Source organism: Proteiniphilum sp. UBA1028 (assembly GCF_002316955.1).
Taxonomy (GTDB): Bacteria; Bacteroidota; Bacteroidia; order Bacteroidales; family Dysgonomonadaceae; genus Proteiniphilum.
The window spans coordinates 35944-58811 of the sequence record NZ_DCEN01000040.1 but is presented as its reverse complement, the minus strand read 5'-3'; the positions used below and the strand labels follow the sequence as shown (position 1 = coordinate 58811).

Annotated in this window: 10 protein-coding genes; 7 read left to right on the top strand and 3 right to left on the bottom strand. The window is 47.2% G+C overall.

Features of this window, described 5'->3' with window-relative positions; all coding sequences use genetic code 11:
- Positions 1-4010 (top strand): two-component regulator propeller domain-containing protein (locus tag B3Z75_RS06795; RefSeq protein ID WP_294068993.1); only part of this gene is annotated, 4010 nt, incomplete at its 5' end.
- A 19-nt stretch (positions 4011-4029) separates the two neighbouring features.
- Here the strand turns inward: B3Z75_RS06795 and B3Z75_RS06790 are convergent.
- Positions 4030-5538, bottom strand: coding sequence for an arabinan endo-1,5-alpha-L-arabinosidase (locus B3Z75_RS06790; protein ID WP_414702870.1), 1509 nt, complete (start codon positions 5536-5538; stop codon positions 4030-4032).
- Between the two features lie 167 nt (positions 5539-5705).
- Between B3Z75_RS06790 and B3Z75_RS06785 the strand changes: the two genes are divergently transcribed.
- The 6 genes from B3Z75_RS06785 (at position 5706) to B3Z75_RS06760 (ending at position 19774) form a co-directional block, all read left to right on the top strand.
- Positions 5706-9953, top strand: a complete 4248-nt coding sequence (locus B3Z75_RS06785; protein ID WP_294068990.1) for a hybrid sensor histidine kinase/response regulator transcription factor — start codon at positions 5706-5708, stop codon at positions 9951-9953.
- A gap of 647 nt (positions 9954-10600) precedes the next feature.
- Entirely contained in the window at positions 10601-11011 is a 411-nt protein-coding gene (locus B3Z75_RS06780; protein ID WP_294068987.1) for a transposase, read from the top strand.
- 227 nt (positions 11012-11238) lie between these two features.
- Complete coding sequence (locus tag B3Z75_RS06775) at positions 11239-12948, top strand: hypothetical protein (protein ID WP_294068984.1); 1710 nt, start codon at positions 11239-11241, stop codon at positions 12946-12948.
- Between the two features lie 100 nt (positions 12949-13048).
- Positions 13049-16252, top strand: coding sequence for a TonB-dependent receptor (locus B3Z75_RS06770; protein WP_349676031.1), 3204 nt, complete (start codon positions 13049-13051; stop codon positions 16250-16252).
- A gap of 12 nt (positions 16253-16264) precedes the next feature.
- A complete protein-coding gene (locus B3Z75_RS06765) occupies positions 16265-18019 on the top strand; it encodes a RagB/SusD family nutrient uptake outer membrane protein (RefSeq protein ID WP_294068981.1) in 1755 nt (584 codons plus the stop codon).
- An 87-nt stretch (positions 18020-18106) separates the two neighbouring features.
- The gene (locus B3Z75_RS06760; RefSeq protein WP_294068978.1) at positions 18107-19774 is read left to right on the top strand and encodes an arabinan endo-1,5-alpha-L-arabinosidase; all 1668 of its coding nucleotides are present in this window, start codon (positions 18107-18109) and stop codon (positions 19772-19774) included.
- A 188-nt stretch (positions 19775-19962) separates the two neighbouring features.
- Here B3Z75_RS06760 and B3Z75_RS06755 read toward each other — a convergent pair whose 3' ends face one another.
- Both B3Z75_RS06755 and B3Z75_RS06750 read right to left on the bottom strand, forming a co-directional pair.
- Positions 19963-20871: a BT_3044 domain-containing protein gene (locus B3Z75_RS06755; RefSeq protein WP_294068975.1), complete on the bottom strand. Its 909-nt coding sequence runs from the start codon at positions 20869-20871 to the stop codon at positions 19963-19965.
- 20 nt (positions 20872-20891) lie between these two features.
- Positions 20892-22868, bottom strand: a complete 1977-nt coding sequence (locus tag B3Z75_RS06750) for a RagB/SusD family nutrient uptake outer membrane protein (RefSeq protein WP_294068972.1) — start codon at positions 22866-22868, stop codon at positions 20892-20894.

Genomic DNA, 22868 nt, shown 5'->3' with positions numbered 1-22868 from the left:
GATTATCAGCCCAGCCATCTTTAATTACACCTTTAGGTGTTGAGCAGGGATTGTCAAATAATCATGTAGTCAGTATCACTCAGGACAGAGATGGTTTTCTTTGGTTTGCTACTGAAGAGGGACTGAATAAGTTCGATGGTCTCCGGTTTACCCGTTTTTTTAAACATACAAAGGATATAAGCGGGAATGAACTGAATTATGTGCTTGCAGATCCGGACGATCCAATAATATGGATAGCCACACAGCGGGATGGATTGAACGGATATAACTACGTTAAGGATTCTCTTGAGGTGTTTCAGCATGTTGACAAAGATGGAAACAGCCTGATTACAAACGATGTGACAGCTATTGCTCATTCGTGGGACGGCAATTTGTGGCTGAGCACTTATCATCGGGGCGTGGAATACTTTGACAAAAAAAGCAAAATCTTTTCTCATTATAATCGATCCACTCTATCCGGGTTGCCATCAGATAATGTATGGACTGTATTGGATGATCAGGATGGACATCTTTTTATCGGACATGTGTCGGACGGTTTGAGTGTGCTCTCTCTGGGGAGTAATCAGGTGAAAAACTACCGTCATAATCCTGCAGACCCCGGATCAATTCCCGGGAATGAGGTGAGGCGAATTTACAAAGACAGCCATCAGAATATCTGGGTGGGAACAGATAAAGGGCTGGTGCTTTTTAATACCGAAAGAGAAATATTCATCAAACCTGATGTGTCACCGGAAAGTCCGTTGAATTCGGGTATTTTTGATATTCGGCAGACAGAAGATAATAAGCTCTGGATTGCCACAGAACTGAACGGTGTGTATGTCCTGGATTTGCGGCAACACTTTTTTACATCACCAACTCAATTGAACATGCAGCACTATACGGTAGGGTATAATAGGAACAGCCTTTCAAATTCGAATGTGCGCTGTGTGTTTCAGGACTCCTTTAATAATATCTGGCTGGGAACATACGGTGGAGGGATCAACTTCATCGGCCATGAAGCACCTCTGTTTAATAAGTACAGCTTTTCGCCTGTTGCGGAAGATACATATGCCATGAACAACAGAATGGCTCTCAGCCTCGCGCTTGATGGAGAAAATAAATTGTGGATAGGAACCGACGGTGGAGGTATCAATGTCTTTGAAAACGGGAAGCGGGTTCACCTCTTTACCAAAGAGTCCGGAAATCTCTCGCACAATTCCATTCAGGCACTCTTTAAAGACTCATTTCATAATATCTGGATCGGTTCCTTTATGGGAGGTGTCAACCATTATGATCATCAATCCAAAAGATTTGCATCACTTCTCCTTGATGGAAAGAGCAATCAGGATGTCCGTTGCTTTTATGAAGATAATGAGAATAATATTTGGGTGGGTACAAGTTCCGGTATTTATCTGCTCGATGCGAAAGGGAAAAAACAAAAAGCGCATTACACCAGCGCAGAAAACGGATTACCGGAAGATCTCGTCCGGTGTATCGGTCAAGACCACAAAGGACGCATGTGGATTGGCACGTTTGGGAGGGGGCTGGCTGTTTTTACCGCCGATATGGAACCTCTTAAATATTTCAACGAGCAAAATGGTTTCAGTTCAAATTCAATTAATTATCTCTTCGCTGATTCTCGTGGATGCGTTTGGGTAGCTACAGGAGAAGGATTAGCCTGTTTTAAGGAGGGAGATTCTTTTGAATACCACCTCTATGGAAGAGAAGAGGGGCTCATCAATACCCATATTCGAGCCATCACGGAAGATAAGGATAAAAATATATGGTTTAGTACCAATATGGGGGTAAGCTGCTACATCTCAGATAGTGGAAAGTTTCAACATTACGGTCATGTGGGGAAAACTCCCATGAGCAGCTTTTTGAATACTGTTGTAAAAGACAATAAGAATGAAATGATCTATTTTGGCTCCGTTAACGGGGTCTATTTTTTCAAGCCGTTTTCGGTACTTCAGGAGCAGAATGTCCCACCGGCAATTGTGACCGAAATAAAGGTCTATGAGTCCGGAACATCGATTGGCGATGAACTTACGCTGAATTATTTTGAAGGGAACAATGAAACTATCAGACTGAATCATAATCAGAATAGCTTCAGCATTTCATATTGTGTTCAGGATTATGCACTTGTTGATCGAGTGGACTATGTTTATAGGTTGAAAGGACTGGAGGACACCTGGCAAGAGGTTGCGGAGAACAATGTGACATTTCGCAATATTCCCCCGGGACACTATCAGTTTCAGGTGAGTGCACGAATGAAAAATCAACTCCTTCCGGATGATGTGTATACGATCTCCATCAGGGTAGCTCCTCCGCTGTGGCTGACCTGGTGGGCAAAGGCCATTTATATTGTTCTCACTCTATCTGTTCTTGCTTCAATCTTGTACATCTATAAAAAAAGAGTAGATATTCAGAGTTCCTATGAAATGGAAAAGAAAAAGCATGCCCATGAGCAGGAGTTGAACGATGAGCGACTCAGATTTTATACAAATATTACACATGAGTTACGCACTCCTCTTACTCTGATTATTGGTCCTTTGGAAGATTTACAGCATGATCCGCAGCTTCCGCCAAAGCAACATCAAAAAATTGCGTTGGTCAGACAAAGCGCCTTGCGTCTTCTGGACTTGATTAATCAGCTGCTGGAGTTCAGGAAAACCGAAACCCAGAACAAAGAACTATGTGTGAGCAAAGGGAATATTTCGGAACTTGTTAACGAAATAGGGTTAAAATACAAGGAGTTCAACACGAAACCCGAAGTGGAAATAGTTACTGAACTGGAGAGTGAAGAGACAGTTCTCTATTTTGACAGAGAAGTTGTGAATACTATTCTGGATAATCTTATGGCAAATGCCGTGAAGAATACCGATAGCGGAAAAATAACTCTTTCTCTACATACTTTTTACAAAAACGATCGTTTATACACGGAGATAAGGGTCGAAGATACCGGGTGTGGTATTCCTGAGGACGAGCTCGATCGTGTTTTCGAACGTTACTATCAGGTGCGGAATAATAAACAGGCCTCGGGTACGGGCATCGGATTGGCACTAATAAAGAAATTGGCTGAGGTGCATGAGGGAACGGTCAGCGTGGTTAGTGAAATCAATAAGGGAAGCACTTTCCGTTTTACAATTCTTACCCAAAACAGCTATCCCAACGCATTGCATGCTGATAAGGAGGCGAGGGAGGGGATGGAGCAGGAGATAGAAAATGAGCCTGATGAAGAAAGAAGAAACAGCGAAAAACAGATACTGTTGGTCGTGGAAGATAATAGGGAGATACGGGATTATATTGCCGAGTCGCTTTCTGATACATTTGACGTGATTACTGCCGGCGAAGGAGAAGAGGGATGTACTGCCGCTTTCATCAATATTCCGGATGTCATCGTCAGTGATATCATGATGCCCGGAATGGATGGGATCACGTTTTGTAAGAGGGTAAAAGAGGATGTGCGTACAAGCCATATCCCTCTGATTTTGCTGACAGCGAAGGGCTCCTTGCAGGACAAGGAAGAAGGATATGTCTCAGGAGCGGACTCCTACCTTACCAAGCCTTTTAGTGCCACGCTGTTGCGAAGCCGTATTGATAATTTGCTGGAGAACCGGAAAAAACTTGCCGAGCAGTTCAAATTAAATCTAAAGCTGGATAGTAAAAGCGTTTTGTTGAACAAATCCCTTAATCAACTGGACAGCGAGTTTATTGCCAACGTTACACAACTTATAGAAGATAATATGGAACAGGAAAAAATTGACGTGGGATTCCTTTCGGATGCACTTTCAATGAGCAGTTCCACGCTTTATCGCAAAATTAAAGCGCTGACAGGGGTTTCCACCAATGAGTTCATACGAAAAGTCAGGATGAGCAGGGCTGAGCAGCTCTTGCTGACGGGGAAATTTACCGTCTCTGAGGTTGGATACCAGGTTGGCATGAGCAGCCCTGTTTATTTCAGGCAATGCTTCAAAGAGGAGTTTGGAATGGCGCCGTCCGATTATATAAGGAAAATAAAAGCGGAATAAAAAAACCAGCTTTTGCGTGTTATTTTGTTCGTTTTCCCCACACCGAACGACCCTCATCATCCAGTCCGGTTAAAAGGAGTGTATGCTTTTGGTTTTCCCAGTCCTGTCCGGCAAAGATATATAAATTACGGATAGTATCCTTGCCCAAGGATAATGATATTGTTTGGTTTTTTTTAGTAAAGTTCCAAGTGCCATTGTCGCTTGTGGTACCGTCTGCGTTCAGATACAAGTGAAAAGAATTGTTCCACTCCTCCTCTTTCAGGCTGCCCTCTCCCCACAATATCTGCCCTGCTTCCAGCTGCCGCTCGTAGGTCGATTCCCTGATACGGATCAACTCCCATTCACCGGTAATATCCTGTTTAGAAACCACCCGTTCTGCCTCACCAGCGTATCTCTGGGGTGAGACCACAGGCCAGCCGTCGGGTGTGAAAAAGAGCTCCCTGAGATGCAGCACCATCAGGTGGTTTCCCGGTGACAGCCGTCCCTGATGTGCCATGAAGTATCGCCCCTCCTCTGTGGCCAGGATACCGCAGTGTCCCGTACCTGCCCATCCCGGATGATTGTTGAACCGGTAGGGTGCCGTGATAATGGGGAAGTTGTTGGTGGTGTCGTTCATGTTCTTCCCAAAATAGTCGAGAAAAGGTCCTTCCGGTTTGTCTGATCGGCCCACACGCACATTGTAGGTGGTCATCAGCGGATCATAAGAGACGAAAAGAAAGTGTTTTTTCAGTTCTGGGTTGTAAATAATTTCCGGTGCTTCAAGATTGTCTTTGCGGTAATTGGCCCTTCGAGCTATCAGATGCCCCAGGTCATCTTTTTTCATGGTTAATCCTGTAGCGGGGTCAAGCTCAACGCAATATAGTCCCCCGAAATAGGAGCCGTAATGCATCCAGATCCTGCCATTGCCCGGATCTTCAATTACGCTCGGATCAATGGCGTTCATGGGGGTATGGTTGTCGCTTTTCACTACAGCCCCCTTTTGTTCCCATGGCCCTTCCGGAGATGCGGATTCAGCCAGGCCGATCCAGGATGTTTTTTTCCCGAATGCTGATACACTGTAATAAAGCCTGTATCGATCACCCTGTTTCATTACATAGGGAGCCCAAATGTTCGTTGCCCCACTGCCCTCGTTATGGGCATGTACCCACTCAACCGCCTCTTCCGGGATTTCGGAAAACGCCCATCCCACGAATTCCCAGTGAACGAGATCCTTTGATTTCCTGATCTGGATGTTCCCAAGTGGGACATTCATCTCTCTGGCTTTTTCACGGTTTTCGGCGAAGATGGCATCGGTGGAATAGATGTAGTACACATCGTTGAACTTTTTGATGGCGGGATCATGCACATTGTATGTACCCCACTCCTTGTAGTGTTCCATGGGTGAGAGGAAGGTGTAGTCATCCACCCATGGATTGGCTTTCTCCTGTGGTAGGGTTGAATGTTGCTTCTGTTTGCAGGAGAGGAGTAACAGCGACAGGGAGATAATGGCAAAGATACAGGGTTGCAGCTGATGGCTATTTTTCTTCACGCTTTTCTTCAATTATGATTTCACTACAAACAAAACGCTATTTTTCAACGAAAAGGTAGAGAAATGAGCACAGATGGTGGATAATTGGTGAATTGACAAAATCGGTTCATTTTTAACTTATTTAGGTTGATTATTCTTTTTACTTTTGTGCGTAGTGAAAGGGTATCATGAGAAAGAAAACTACTTTATTTATTGGCATTCTGATTCTCCACACGCTCTTTTTACCTGCACAGAGATTAACCGCTGAGGAGTATCACATTCAGTTCGTCACAATGGATGATGGATTGATGCATCATTATATTGATGACATCTACAAAGATGAGACCGGTTATCTCTGGATCTCGACTGGAGGAGGACTTTCCCGTTATGACGGATACAAGTTTGTGCATTACGACATGAACTCGTCTCCTGTAGCCATAAAAGGTAATTTTGTTCATAAAGTATGTGAAGATGATTTCAACCGATTGTGGATCGCATCGGAGGGAGGGCTGGATGTGTTGGACTTATGGCAACATCAAAAGGTAGACCTGTTTCCGGGCATTGACTCACTCAAATTGTCATTTCTTGATAACCCGGTGATCAATATTATGAAGGATGCAAAAGGTGACATATGGTTATATACCAGTAAAATTTATAAGATTCTACTTTCCGAAGAAGGTGACATCAGGGATGTACTGTTATATGAAGATGATCTGCATGCTGAGCTATTTGTGGCACTGGCCGACATTGACAAAGACGGAAATGTCTGGGCGGGTTTTAACAATGAAATATTTAAGTTGTTTGTGTCAGAAAGGAATGAACTGAAAGCGGTTCCCGTATCTGAAAAGTTGAAATTTGAGACAAAAATAATGATCATGAAGTTCCTGCTCAAGGAGAATGATGTCTGGATAGGTACCGATCGTGGTTTATACAGGTACTATCGAAACGAAGATGTGTTGAAGGTATACAGGAGTCGATCGGGAGATCCTCATTCCCTGTCGCATGATTATGTTTCGGAACTGACACTGACTGATTCCAGGCAATTGATTGCCGGTACATTGAGAGGTATCAGTATTTACAATTCCTCCTCCGATGCGTTTGATCAGATCGCTGCTGACAATAGCGCCAATGGAAACCGACTGAACAGCAATTTTATCAATTCGGTTTTTTATCAGGAGGGCATACTCTGGCTAGGTACGGAGACCGGTGGAATCAATAAGCTTTCTCCAAGGAACAGGTTTATCAGGAACTATGTCTATGATAAAAATGCGCAGGGTTCCCTTTCCCGTAATCCGGTGAATGCGATTTTGGAAGATGAAAAAGGAAATTTATGGGTTGGAACGGTTGAGGGCGGATTAAATCAGAAACGGAAGGGGGAGGAGCTGTTCATCCATTACACGACCACATCCCCATCGCGGTTGAGTCACAATTCCGTGAGTGCATTGAGCCTGGATGATGAGCAACGGCTATGGACCGGGACCTGGGGGTTTGGGGTGACCCTGCTTGACCTTACAGATCCCCGCAAACTACCGATAAAGTATATTCATAGCGGCAAATATCCCCAATTTTTGCTCGATTTCGTGGGTGCACTTGCGTATGACCGGTATAACAATGGCATGTGGATCGGAACGAACCAGGGACTTTTTTTCTATGACATAGATCGGGATAGTTTACAAAAGCCTTTCCGCGACAACCAGTCGGATCAGATTAATGGTGTTATCGGATCGGTGATCGATAATCACAATCAATTGTGGATGGGGTGCGCGGAAGGCGTGTATGTGATTGATTTGAACAGACAGGAGGATGATTATTTCAGCTATGTTCACTTAAGGTATAAGTTGGACAATCCCCAGTCGAAGCTTGTGGAGAGAATCACCAGTTTCTGCATGGACTCGGAAGGTGTCTTATGGCTGGGCAGTGATGGTTTCGGCATTTACAAACGGATGATCAATGATGATGGATCATATACTTTTCAGTCATTTACAACCTCCGACGGTTTGGCTAACAACAATGTGAAGGGATTGGTGGAGGATGATTATGGCAATCTCTGGATTAGTACGATTAACGGATTGTCCTGTTTTAACCAGGACAATGGTACTTTTACAAATTATTATGAGGAGGATGGGCTGGTCTCCAATCAGTTTTATTGGAATTCATATTGTAAGTCAAAGAGCGGATTGCTTTATTTTGGCACCTTACAGGGAATGGTAGCTATTGATCCGAAAATGATCAGCTCGAATGCCACTGAATACAGGGTTACCCTGACCGATTTTTATGTGAACAATGAAAGAGTGAATCCCGGAAAAATGATCAGGAAGGATATCTCTGTGGCTGATGAGATTATTCTACATGAGAAAACAAGATCTTTTGCCATTGATTTCTCCGCATTGAGCTATCGGGCAATAAGCAATTACGTCTATGCCTATCGCCTGGTAGGTTACGACAGCGACTGGATTGAACTGTCGAAGAATGCCCATTCGGTCACCTATATGAACCTGCCCGCCGGTAGCTATCAGTTTCAGGTCAAATATGTGCCGAAGGATCGGTTGGATGCGGGAGAGGTGACACAAATCGATATCAGGATCAAACCCTATTTTTACAAAACAGGATGGTTCATCTCCCTGATGCTCCTGTTGGTGATACTCCTGGCAATCATGCTGCACTATTGGCGGATTCGTTCCTATGAACATCAGCAGAGAGTGTTGAAGAAGATAGTGGATGAGCGTACCGAGGAGATTGAACAGCAGAAAGGGATTCTAACCGAACAGAAAAATGAGTTGTATCAGCGCAATCAGCTCTTAAGTGAACAAAATGAGAAGATCACCCGACAGAAGGAGCAGCTGTTGGATATGTCGCGTAAAATGAGGAAGATGACAACCGAGCGATTGGATTTCTTTACCAGCATTTCACATGAATTCCGTACCCCCATCACGCTGATCGTAGGGCCTGTTGAGAGAGCGCTTAAGTTAAGCACCAATCCATATGTGATTGAGCAATTGAATTTTGTGGAGAGAAATGCCCGGTCTCTGCTGACTTTGATTAACCAATTGATGGATTTTAGAAAAATTGAATCCAACAAGTTGGAGGTGAGTTATAGAAAAGGTGACTTCAAGAATTTCCTTGAGTCAGTAATCTCTCCTTTCGATTTTCAGGCGGATGACAGGAAGATTCAGTTGCTTAGAAGGTATGATCTGGAAAACCCTCATTTTTACTTTGATGATGAGGCAATCCGCAAAATTATGACCAACCTGGTATCGAACGCCATCAAGTACACTCCCAACCGAGGAACGATCATCGTCTACGCGAAATCACTCCGAGAGACCGGAACAGGCAATGAGAAGCTATACCTCTCAGTGAAGGACAGTGGGTCCGGTATTCCTGAAGAAGATAAAGAGAAAGTTTTCAGGCGTTTTTATCAGTCGACCAACCACGCAATTTATCCGGTACATGGACAAAGTGGTACCGGGATAGGTCTCTATCTGACCAAACAGTTGGTTGAAGCACTGGGGGGCAATATCTGGGTCAGGAACAATCGTAAAGCCGGCGTCTCTTTTCGGATTATATTGCCCTTACACTCTTCAACACTGCATTCGCAGGTAACTCAGGCGACAAAGAATGATCGATCTGAGAATGTGGGACATCATGTGCAAAACCTGAGGGAATGGCAAAAGGATAGGCTTACCTTCCTGGTCGTAGAGGACAACAGAGACATGTGCCGCTACGTTTGTTCCCTTTTGTCTCCCCATTATAATACGCTTGAAGCCGGCAACGGTGTGGAAGCATACGAGATACTGGAGCACTACAATGTGGATTTCATCATCAGTGATTTGATGATGCCCGAGATGGATGGTCTTGAGTTATCGAGAAAAGTGAAGGAAAATTTCACCCTATCGCATATCCCATTTTTAATGCTCACTGCAAAAACATCTGAAAAAGCGCGTACCGACAGTTATCGTATGGGTGTTGATTCCTATATCGTAAAGCCTTTCGATGAAAATATGCTGCTCACTCGTATTCGTAATATTCTTGAAATGCGTGAGAGGTATCAACAGAAATTTATCGATGAGATGTCGGTCGAGACATTGGAGATCAATGAAGAGTCGAATGACAAAAAATTCATGGACAAGGTGCTGGAGGTGATGAAAGTGAACTACCGCAATTCCGGTTTTGAGGTGAGCGATTTTGCAGAGACCATGGGTGTGAGCAAGTCACTTTTGAACAAAAAATTAAAGGCACTCAGCGGAAAGTCAGCAGGTGAGTTTATTCGGATATTCAGGCTTAACCTGGCCTACAACATGATTTTGCAGAATAAGAAAACAAAGAATAAAAACATTGCTGACATCGCGTATGATGTAGGTTTTAACGATCCAAAATATTTCACCCGCTGTTTCTCCAAACAATTCAATATCACTCCCAGCAATCTGTTGGAGAAATGACAGAGAGGAGAATGTTAAAAAAAAAGGCTGCTCAATTCTCCACCATATTTCATCTTTTGTCCACCCTTGTTAACCCGACAATTCAAATCTTTGTCCCGTGAAAGTTTTTTTAGGTAAAAATTGTATATTTTTTTATCTATCTGACTATTTGTTATCTTAACTTAAATTAATCTGTGGTTTGATCCGATGAGCGAAAGAAAAAAGCGAATATAATTCAAACTTAATTTTATGATTTAATTATGAAACACCCATGTTAAGAATTTAAAAGATCCAAGGGGATGAAAATTGAGGATTTCCGCACATTTGCCGTATTCATTAAACGGAATAATTTATGGAATCACAAGTATCATTTACCCTGGTCGTCTCCCGGCGATGCGGGACTGACGTCCACAAAAAGAGGTTAGTAGCCACCATAAGTGGTGAAGGGTTTAAGGCGGAAACCTGTGAATTCGGGACCGTGACGCGCTCTTTGACAGAATTGAAAGAGTGGTTATTGGATAACAGGATAACCCACGTTGTAATGGAGAGTACGGGAGTCCACTGGAATCCTGTTTATCATGTCCCTGCCCCTTATGAGAATGCCCTTGAACGCCTGCGGGAGATCCCGGGATGGAACCGCAAGAGCGTGAAGAACCATAGGGCTGGACATGGATGTTTTGCCCTATGAGAAGCATCTAAGCAGTTGGGTGGGCGTTTCGCCGGGTAACAACGAGAGTACCGGTAAAAAAAGCGGGCGAATCACTTACGGGAATAAGCGGGCTAAATCTATCCTGAGCCAATCGGTGTGGGCGGCGTCACGGACAAAAGGTACGGTCCTACCACGTCCGGTACCATCCCTTGGCAGCCCGCCGCGGCAAGAAAAGGGCTATTGTGGCGTAGCACACCCCATCCTCAAATCGGTGTATCATGTCTTGAAAGACGAAATCCCTTATTATGAACTGGGAACCGATTATTTGAACAGCCGGGTGGAAGCAAGGCGCAAGTTGAAAGCTATCGCCCCTGACATAAACGGGAAACAGGACCCAAAGGCCGATTTTTACTGGCGTACGGCGCGATAAGGCCTCCAAGTCGAGTATGAAGCAGACCTCAACAGGTAAGCCCCCAAGGTTGTTACCCAAGAACATGCATATGAAATTTTAAACCCTTCTAGCCTGTTTTTCTTTCCGATAACCGGTGCACTTGTCCAAAAGATGAGTGCTGTCTTTTGTTTTGTCCAAACGGAGAAATATAAAATAAAAAATTAAGTAGGTGATTAAAAGTCATTTATATATTAAACAATTTACATATGAAAAAAATTATGAGAAACACTTTGTTCGCGGAAATTGTGGCGGTTTTTGTCCTGGTTGGATGCGAAAAGCTGGAGACCTATTCCATCCAGGCGCCCTCCGACCTGCAGAGCAGGATCGACTCGATTGCCGCTGAAAAGGCCAAACATTCCACCGGCGACACCATCTATATCGACATTGCCACGGCGATTGTGGGTGCAGAAGACAACAGTTCCGGCTGGTGGTCTGCTTTTTCCGATTACTTTACCATTCCTCCCAACAAGCTCTTTCATCTTGAGTTTGTGAATCACGGTACCGGCGTCAATAACTGGAATAACTGGAACCTTGCCGTGACCAATGAAGTGGCTGATCGCAATGGCGAGGGCTATAAAGAGTATTTTGTGCTTCGCTCCGATGCTTATGGCTGGGGAGGTACCATGGCAGCGGAGGGCTTTCCCTACGATGCCGCCATGATCTCGTACAACTATCCCGATACCGACGGAGATGGTGATATCTGGAACGACTTCCGCCAAACCATGCAAGGTGCCCGAGTGACGATAGAGATAGACCACTCTGCTACGGGCAATGCATTTGTTACCGCCACGGCCGTGGGTACAAACGGTGTAGAGCTGGTGATGACTTACCAGCAACCGGTTTCCGCAGCCAATAATATCGTGGCTTTCTTGGTTACCGACGGCAGCTATTTTGAAATGAAGAAAGCCTACCTTATTCCTTCAAAAATTACGGTGGTGGAAGATGTGGCTCCGGTTTCCATTGTGGTGACAGGAACCCCCGAGTTTGTTGAATTCGGCAATGAAGACTTCTGGGGCGAGGCGATTGCCACGGTTACTTACGCCGACGGTTCTTCTGATGTGGTAGATAAGGATGATATCTCCTTCACGGTGATCCCCGACATGTCTACGCTGGGTAAAAAGACCGTGATAGTCTCTTATAGCAAAACAAAGCAAGGGGCGTATGGTCCCGCTGTCTCTACGCTCTATACCCTGGAAGTGACGAATCCGGTTACAAGCATGGTCGTTACAACCATGCCGGTCATCACCCGATACTATTTCTTCAGCGACGAACCAGTTCTTTTCAGTCCGAAGGGGTTGGTGGTGACAGCCACTTATTCCGACGGTACGACCGGTATCCTGCCCATCGCTGGACTCACTTTCAGCAGGATTCCCGCAGCGGAAGGTACCCGGGAGGTGATGATCAGTTACGTGGGCGCTACCAGCACGGTAACCACTACTTGTCCTGTGACGATGGTGAAAGGCATTGCGCAGGTAGGGTTCAATGACTTTTCCACACCTTGGTGGACCCAGTTCTCCGATGAATATACCGTAGCTTCCGGCGCCAGCAAGACGCTAACCATGTATTGCTACTCCAATAACCTGCAAAACTATCACAGTCCTTGCGCAATTCTGCGCAAAGCCGACAAAACTGAATATGCGGTTGTTCGCATGGACCATTTCGGATGGGGAGACGGCTATGCTGCAGCCACTGCCACCTCCAACTGGAACTGGGATACATTCAAGCCAAACATCAACGGTTCCAGAGTGGTCATCACCGTGACAAACAAGGGCGACAATACGGCGAACGTTCATTACGATGTGACGTATGCCAACGGTGAAACACATTTTCAAAATTACGAGGGTATTGCAGTGGACAGCGCCGATCTGAATTGCGCGATCGTATTAGAGGGATCCTACGTTGTCATGGTAGAATAATCATCAGGATAAAAACAAACAAGAGGAACGAGCAAGAATAACATCGATACAAGATGATGATCGAAGCGGGTTCCATACACCAAAATGTAAAAAAATATCTATGAGACATACAATTACAATTATGATGATGCTGGGATGTCTGGCATTCGCCTCTGCAACCCACGCCGAAGGAAAGGGCAACACCCGGGAGTTGCGCTCCATGCAGGCAGGCTTGATCACCGTGAAGGGAAACGTCGTGGACGAATCGGGTGAACCCCTTCCGGGTGCCACCCTGCAACAAAAGGGAACCACCCTTGGTACCGTTACCGACATGAATGGAAACTTCTCACTTGCGGTTCCTGCCGATGCCACGCTGGTGGTATCGTTTGTGGGACACAAAAGTACCGAGCTGGCCGTGGATGGAAAGACCGACCTCGGCGTCATTACGTTGGTTTCCGATTTAATGGAACTCGAGCAGGTGGTGGTGATTGGTTATGGTACACAACGCAAGGTGGATCTCACCGGGTCGGTAGCCATTGTCAACACCGACGAGATGAAAAAGGTCTCACACTCCAACATCTCCACCATGCTCGAAGGTAAGATAGCCGGTGTGCAGATTACTTCCGACGGACAGCCGGGAGCAGATCCCACCGTACGCATCCGTGGCTTCGGTTCCTTTGGTAGCACCGCACCACTCTATGTGGTAGATGGTGTACCCATGGGAACAACCATCCGCGACTTTTCACCCAACGACATCGAAACGCTGCAGGTACTGAAGGATGCTTCCGCAGCGGCTATTTACGGATCGCGTGCCGCCAACGGGGTGGTGATCATCACCACCAAGCAGGGTGCCGTGAACAAACCCATGAAGATCGACTATAGCGGCTACGTGGGTGTAGACCAGGTGCGCAGGGGCGTATATGATGTAATGGATTCCCGCCAGTATGGAATATATACCACCATGGCTTACCATAACAGCGGCATGGACGTGCCTGCCGGTTACAACCCTGCGAGTGACAAGTATATCGATCCCGAGGTGGTGAACACCAATTGGTTCAATGAGGCGTTCAAAACCGGTATCCGCCAGAATCACAACATCAACATCTCAGGGGGTGGGGTCAACAACACCTACAACATCGGTCTCGACTACTTCAGCCAGGAAGGTACCATGGTGGGCGCGGGCCCCAACTTCGAGCGTTATACCGCCCGCATCAACAACAGCATGAACGTGAAGTTTGTAAAAATGCAGACCAACGTGGTCTATAGTCACAGCGATCAGGATAACATGGCGCTCAGCAATGCCAACGAATATGTGCAGGGTCTCTACGGTGCACAATACCCCGTCATGGCATCGGCACTGCTCTTGCCGCCCACCATCAAGGCGTATGACGAATCGACCTGGGTGCTCGACGACAAAATCCCTGCCGCATCACAGTACAACTACGACTCATATGGCTTTGGTACTTATTACGATGATGTGCATGGCGACCTGCGTGTGACCAACGTGCTGCTCACCAACAGCCTGTTGGAGAGAAACGCTGTGGTGGATCGCATCGTTGCATCGGGTTCGGCAAATGTAAACCTCATGGAGATGCTGGGTCGTGAAAGCAGCAACCATAAGCTCGATTACAAACTGAATCTGTCCTACAGCAAAACTTTTGCGAAGGACTTTACCTTTGTGCCCGCATTTATTCAGAGCACCACCAACTATTTGTCGAAAAGCAACGAGACGCTCTCTCAAGGTTACCGCAATTATAGCGATGCACTGGTGGAGAACCTGTTGACCTACGATGGGAAATTTGGTCTCAACAACCTCAATGTAACCGTGGGGCAGACCTTCCAACGGGAACTCTACCATACACTCGCCGGGAAAGGGGTGAATCTGCCCGAGCCCTATTATCTGCAGGTGAATAATGCCGAGGAGACGTCCGCCACAACCTACGAAAGCGAGCACGTACTGGCCTCCTATATTGGCAGGATCAACTACAATTTCGATGAGAAATACCTGTTTTCGGCTACTGTCCGTCGTGATGGTTCCAGTCGCCTCTCTTCGAACGACCGTTGGGGCTGGTTCCCGTCGGTATCGGCAGGCTGGCGTATGGAGCGTGAAAACTTCTTTCCCGTTGCACCTTCGCTCATCAACCTGTTCAAACTTCGCGGAAGCTATGGTGAGCTCGGGAACGAAAACATCGGCGAATATCAGTATATGGATGTGATGGCAAGAGGAGATTATACCTACAGTTTTGGGAATAACAAGGTGACAGGGTCATCTATTTCTAACTATGTCAACACGGCTATCCGGTGGGAGAAGAAGAAAATGCTCGATGTGGGGCTCGACCTGGGACTATTCAATAACCAGCTGGAATTTACGGTCGACTGGTATAAGTCCACATCGGAGGATCTGCTGTATAGTGTAGCTGTGCCAGCCAATGCCGGCGCTACCAACGCAACCGTCACCATGAACGCGGCCACCATGGAGAACTCCGGTCTTGAGTTCCTGGTGAACTATCGCAACCGCCGCAATGCGGTGAAATATGATATTTCCGCCAACTTTTCCACTCTCAAGAACAAGGTGACCAGGCTGGGTGTTTCGGGCGAACCGCGTACCGATGGCTACAGCCGTACGGAAGTGGGTCGCGAAGTGGGTGCATTCTATGGTTACGTGTATGATGGAATCTTCCAGTCGCAGGCGGAGATCGACAACCGGGTCAATGCCGAAGGGATTTACATCAATCAACCAGGGGCACAACCCGGTGATGTGGCTTATGCCGACCTTAACAACGACGGTGAAATCACCAACGAGGACCGCAAATACCTCGGCAGTGGCATACCCAAGGTTCATTTCGGACTGAATGCAAGAATTGAATGGAAAGGGTTCGACTTGAGTGTGTCGACTTATGGAGCCGCCGGTTTTAAAGTAGTCGATTTCGTGGATGTCACCTTGCGTAGCTCCTATGGTACCCTCAACAAGAGCGTTGACCTGTTGAATGCCTGGACACCGGACAACATGGATACAGATGTGCCACGCGTAGCCTATAAGTCGAGTGGTTCTATCACCAATGATATGTTCAGCGAACGTTTCTTGCAGGATGGTACCTATTTGAAAATTGGCAACGTCACGCTGGGTTATAACCTCCCCGACAAATGGTTCAACGGCTATGTGCACAACGTACGTATATATGCGTCGGGTCAGAATCTGGCTACGCTCACCAAATACAGGGGTTACAATGTGGATTTTGCGGGTGGCACTTTTACGCCCGGTTACAACTACTCTTCCTATCCCACACCCCGAAGTGTGATGTTTGGCCTGAATCTCTCATTTTAAAAATTTAATCGTATGAAACCTCTAAATATTATTCTTGTCATGTTGGCGTTCATGGGAGGCTTTATGGCTTGCAATGACGCGCTCAATGTAGTAAACCCCAACAACCAGACCACCTACGATTTTGGCGATACGGAGGCGGAGCTTCAGGAGGCGGTTATCGCATGTTATAACCGCATTCGCCTCGAAGGATCGTTTGCCCGTGTTGGCTACACGATGGATGCCGTGCGGGGCGACGAAGTGTGGAATTCATCGCAGCAGTGGTATCTTGAGTACGATAACCTGAACTCTCCGGGCACCATTGAGATTGGAGATCAATGGATCTGGCGCGACTGGTATCATGTGGTAAACCGTACCAACTTCGTGTTGTCGAAAGTGGACGTCGTGGAGATGTCGCGCGACTCGTACAATCAGATCGCAGGACAGGCTCTTTTTCTCAGAGCTTTGGCTTACTACCATCTGTCGACCTATTATCAGACTGTACCCCTTATCACCGACTATGCAGCCTATTCCGACATCAACACCATGTATGCATCCAACAATACGCAGGATGAGGTGTTCGACCAGATAGAAATGGACCTGGCAAAAGCGATGGAAATGTTGCCTTCACGCGATAAAGGGGGGGAATGGGCCAAGGGACGTGCCACGTGTGGCGCTGCTGCGGGTTATATGGCCCGTGCGCTCATGTTTCGGCATAAATTTGATGAGGCCTATACCATATTGAAAGATATCATCGCAGGGAAGTATGGACGATATGCACTGACTGCCGATTATGGGGACAATTTCAGGGAAGGAGCTGCTTACGAGAACAATGCGGAGAGCCTCTTTGAAGTACAGTTTATGGACTATGGTACAGGGGGTACCGACGAAGAGTGGACCCCGGTGAACATCAGCTCTCAGGCTACGCAGGGCCATGCGGTGGAGAGCAATTATGCCTCTCAGCAGCTGGGTAGCTGGGGCGACCTGGCCGGCTCCCCCTGGCTGTACAACCTGTTCAAAAAAGAACACTCCACAGATGGTCGCCTCGATCCCCGCCTTTACTGGACACTGGTAACCTACGAAGATGCATACAGCAGCTATACAGGCCAGAAGACGGCGGCCTATCCTAATGGTGATCCGCGCAGCAACGTGGTGTATAAAACCGAGATCACTGAAACACCCCTGTCAAACAATGCACAAGGGGGCATCTCCATCGCCAAGTTTACCAACGCACGGAATAACATCTACAGCTCCATTACCAATGGTCTGCACTGTGGGGTAAACCTGCGTCTGATGCGATACAGCGATGTGCTGCTGCGTGCTGCGGAATGCGAAAACGAAATCAACGGTCCCACACAGACGGCCATCAATTACATCAACGAGGTACGTCGACGCGTGGCACTCGAGGATTTGAAACTTGCCGACTTCCCTTCTGCGGATGCACTTTTCGAACAGATCGCTAACGTGGAGCGACCCAAAGAATTTGGTTGCGAAAACGGACGCGGCATCGACTTGCTTCGCTGGGGTTTCTTTTACGATCAGGGCCGCATGAATCAGTTGATTGAGCATGGCTATTATAAACTCGACGGCACAGCCTCCACCGAAGAACTCACCGCCGAAACGGCCAGTGCTTCTTCATTTCAACACTATTACAAGGGACATGAATATTTTCCCATTTTTCAATCTACGCTGAATGCCAATCCCAACCTGGAGGGCAATTCAGCAAACAAGAATGAAGATAACGGACCTGCATTCAGGGAGAAATACAATATTCACCCTGTTGTACAGTAGGAATTTTTTACTTAACTTGGAGACTTTCTTGTCGACCTCCACCCAATGAAGTTTGGTAAGGAAGTCTTGTCCATAAACAGCACGGAGATGAGACAGCCATATTTGTTTCTTATATTTATCATCATTACCACCTTGTCCGTCACAGGGTGTGCGGGTGAAGATATTCCCGATGTGGAAAAACCCAAACCCAAACCCAATCCCGAATGGAGCATACCAACTTACGCCGATGATTATTCGGTGATATCCTCCTGGTCGAAGCGCAGTCAGTGGAACCTGGCCAATGTACATGACCCCTCTGTTGCTTACTATAAAGGATATTACTACATGTATGGCACCGATGCGTCGTATGGCAATGAGCACGAGGGACACGGGCATTTTCAGGGGAAACGGTCCACCGACCTGGTAAACTGGGAGTGGGTGGGGGGACCCTTTTACGATCCTCCTGCCTGGGTGGCCGACTCGCTCAATGCTATCCGTTCACGGATGGGACTCGAGATTATTCCCAAAGCGAGCATCAACTACGGCTACTGGGCGCCGGTGGTGCGCCGCGTCAATGTAGGGGGGCAGGAGATCTTGCGGATGTACTACTGCATCATCATCGACAATTACATCAAAACTGGCAAAGCCAATACGGCTGCCAACTTCGACGGAAGCTGGACAGAAAGAGCCTTCATCGGGATGTGTGAATCAACCGATCCTGCAGGAGCAGTATGGACCGACAAGGGCTTTGTGACCAGCTCCTCCTCGGACCGGGGCAAAAATTACAACCGCACGAGCTTGTCGGACTGGAATGCCTATTTCTATTACAATGCCATCGACCCTGCCTATATTGTCACACCGGGAGGTAAACACTTCCTGATATACGGTTCCTGGCACAGCGGTTTTGCACTACTTGAAGTGAATGCCACCACCGGTAAACCGGTCAATACGCTGGGTGAGCCTTATGCCGACAGTGTGGAGGAACTCACAGCCCGCTACGGTATGAGGATAGGAACACGGAATGCTTCGTCCCGCTGGCAAGGAAGTGAAGCGCCCGAGATCATTTACAAGGATGGCTACTACTATCTGTTCCTGGCTTATGATGCACTCGATGTGGCCTACAATACGCGGGTGGTGCGCAGTGAAAACATCGAAGGACCCTATCTGGATATCACCGGACGCAATTTCACCAACGGACGAGGAGACTGCTATCCCCTTGTAACTCACCCCTACAGATTCAACCTCAGCAACGGATGGGTGGGTATATCACATTGTGCCATCTTTCAAAAGGAAAACAGCAACGAGTGGTTCTACATGTCACAGGGGCGATTGCCTGCCAACGTGGGTGGCAACCCTTACTCCAATGCCATTATGATGGGGCATGTCCGTCGCATTGTATGGTGTCCGGCCTCTCCTGCCGAGCCCGACAACCTCTGGCCACTTGCATTGCCTGAACGTTATGCCGCCGTGCCCGATTATGGGACCATCACAAAAGATTCACTTGTGGGAACGTGGGAACATATCAAACTGGAGTATGCCTATGGAGAGCAAAACAGGGCTACCACCTTAACCCTCCATGCCAACGGCACCCTGTCGGGTGCGCTCACAGGTAATTGGAGTTTCAATGCATCTAAAAGGCAACTTACCCTGGGTAACGTCATTGTATGCGTGGAACGTGAGGTGGACTGGGAAGCCAACCCCCGCCGTGTCACACTGGTGTATGCCGGCACGGAAAAAAATCTGAATGCCACCTACTGGGGCAAGAAATCGAAATGAAGAAATCAACCATCGGGTTGGCCGACTCGTAAAGAAAAGGTGAAATAGTTCCGGTCAACGTTCCCGATATGCCATCCCCAACGATGGTTTATATAAGGGATACCGAGCGTGGTACCAAGAAAGGCCGTCTCATGGTTTATGATGAGGCGGCCTCTTTATTACTCAAAAAATGGATCAGTCATTTACTTTTACTTTCTGAATACCCCTTTCATGCGATAGCGTATAGCTCCCATCTCATAGTCATACCAGAACGAAAAAGAGCCCTTGTCAAAGGTCGCTTCTCCATCCAGAATGGTCATGGAGCCCCATGGTTTGACCGTGAAGTTGTTGCTTTCCCCAATTCTTTCGAACACGATGCAGTAATTGTCAATGGCCCGAAAATAATCTCCTCCCGGGTCCCAGGAATGTACATAATCGTTATAGGTCTCTTTTTGCTTTTCGTGGAAGAATCTCACCTCGCTTTCCGATATGGCGGTGAGAGACCGTTGAATGCTGACAGGCACCGGCAGTCCCACCTCCACCCATTCTCCGTTGTCGTTCTCTGTCAAACTGCTTTTGCTTGCCTCCAGCTGATAGGAGCCGGAATAATCGTTTGTGAGCTTGAGTGTCAGAATGAGCGAAGTGTCATTTTCCGATTTCATGTATTCGGAAACAGACTCAATCTCAAAACTGATTGCGTAGAGTGAATCACAGTGCAGACCGCTACTGTTCACGGTGAAAGGGAGATGTGCATAAATCTCTCCTGCTTTGATTGTGGCAGACCATGAGGGGATCCGGATCCGTGCCGGATCCAATTGTTGGTATTTCACCGGGGCATCCAGCATGTACTTGTCATTATACCTGCGGATAATTTCATCATTGTGCCTGAGTGTGACGGTCACGTCACGATCAATACGCTGCGAACCGCTTACTGCAATGGACACAAAGGTCTCCTCATTTTCGCCGTACGGCAAATCAGATTGCAGCACATCTTTATATGATCCGATGATGTAGATCTCTTTCCGGTATTGCTCGGATGACAGAGGATCAATAGCCTCACATGCCGTAAAAAACGCCGTTGCCGCTATCCAAATTGAAAATAATAGAACTTTTCTCATAATCATAACTTTTAACGTGATTACCATCCGGGATTCTGTTTCAGTTTGTCATTCCGGTTCAGAGCTGATTTTGGAATCGGGTAAAAATAGTTTTTGTAATCGAAATATCTTCTGGCTTTATCGTCTGTCAGGGTTGTGACGGTATAGAAGATCTCCCTTTCGGACATTCTTGCTTTGATGTTCATCCCCAATACCGGCCTGTTGTATGCTTCATAAGCTTCACCCCATCTGCGCACATCGTGATAGCGATGGCCCTCACAATTGAATTCGATGCGACGCTCAGCCTTGATCAACTCCCGCATTTCTGCCTGTGAGGGCAACGAAGTCAAACCGGGCAATCCGGCACGGTATCGTACTTGGTTGAAAGCATCGAGAATTCCGGCCTCATCCCGGCCATTGATTGTGATGCTGTCTTCGCTGTAGCTGCCATTCAATTCATTCAGGGCCTCCGCATAGTTGAGCAGTATCTCCGCGTAACGGAAAATAGGAAAAGCCTTGGGACGAATGGATCCGTTGGTGATGATGTCTTCCGAATTGACATATTTTTTGCTGGTATATCCAGAATGGTTGTAGTCGACCGCAAAGTTGGCGGGAGGACCGGCATTCCCATCCGCATAGTATTGCACCTCCAGGTTTTTGAGGTTGCTGGATCCGGTATAGGAGGCATTGGGCCAGATTGCATGATTGAACCCGATGGAGACATAAAAGCGCATCTCCCGGTTGTTGTGCATTTTGGCCGCTTTCCCCGAGAGGTTGTATCCGGAAAAACTTTTTCCTACTCCAATGGCTTCATGTGCCGCTTCGGGCATCGTAAACGGCGTGCCGTCTTCCATATAAAATGCATCTGCCACATCCTGTGTGAGATTCAATCCGTTCATCCCTCCCATAATGGCAGGCATGGCTATACCCGCCGGTGCGTCTTTGCCGCTTTGTGTGGGGAAGCAGGAATAGATGACTTCGTGGTTCATGGCGAGAGAAATGTCTCCGTTGAATACTTCCGCATACGACCTGAAAGGGTCTATTTCGAGAGGGTTGAACTGGGAGATGGGCCTTGTGTTGTATGCATCTGTCACTACATCGGGCAATGCCTTTGTGTCGGTCTTCTTTTGGGAAGTGTGCAGTGCATACTGGTTCATATCGATCAAACGCCTGGCTGCCACAGCCGCTTTCCCCCACTTTTCATTTTCCACGTTCTGACTGATGAAGTGAGCCCCGTCGCTTTCCCGTTTCCAGTCCGTATACAATCCTCCGCTTCCGCCATTGAACCAGGGGCTGGCAGCATACAGCCTTACACGGGAAATGACCGCCAAAGCTGCTCCTTTGGTTGGCAACGAGATATCTTCCAGTGACCTTTCCGTGTAAAGCAGCTCGGATGCCAGTTTCATGTTTTCGCAGATGTATTCCACGCACTCATCGTAGGTGCTTCTTTCAATCGACATCTCATCCACGCCGGCATCCACGGCGAAGGGGTCGTCAGGCATGATGGGGACCGGCCCGTACTGCAGGAGCAACTGGTAATAGTAGTACCCTCTGAGGAAGTAGCATCTCCCCATGAAATCACGCCGGTCCAGGTCGGAAATATCCTGCACCTCGCTGATGCGTTTCAGCACAATGGATGCTCGTCGGATTCCCGTATAGTAATTGGCATAATTGTTGAAGTAGGTGCTGAATTCCGTGATCTCATCCAGCAGGAATTTGATGGCAGCATGCCGGTTGTCATTGAAAGAGGTGAAATTTTCGTCGGAAGCTCCCTGGAAGGGATTGGGAGCATTGGTCCAGAGATTGCCTTCGTTGGGCAGAAAACTGGCTGCACCCCGGATGTACTGCTCAACCTGCTCTTTTCTCTGAAAGACGGAATCGAGCTGCGTGGTATGTTTGAAATAATCATCCACATCTAGAAAATCTTTACAGGAGAACAGACTGATCCACATCAATAGGATTGCCACTCTTGTGACAATGTGATGATTTGCGTTTATGGCGATTGTTTTCATGTTCAT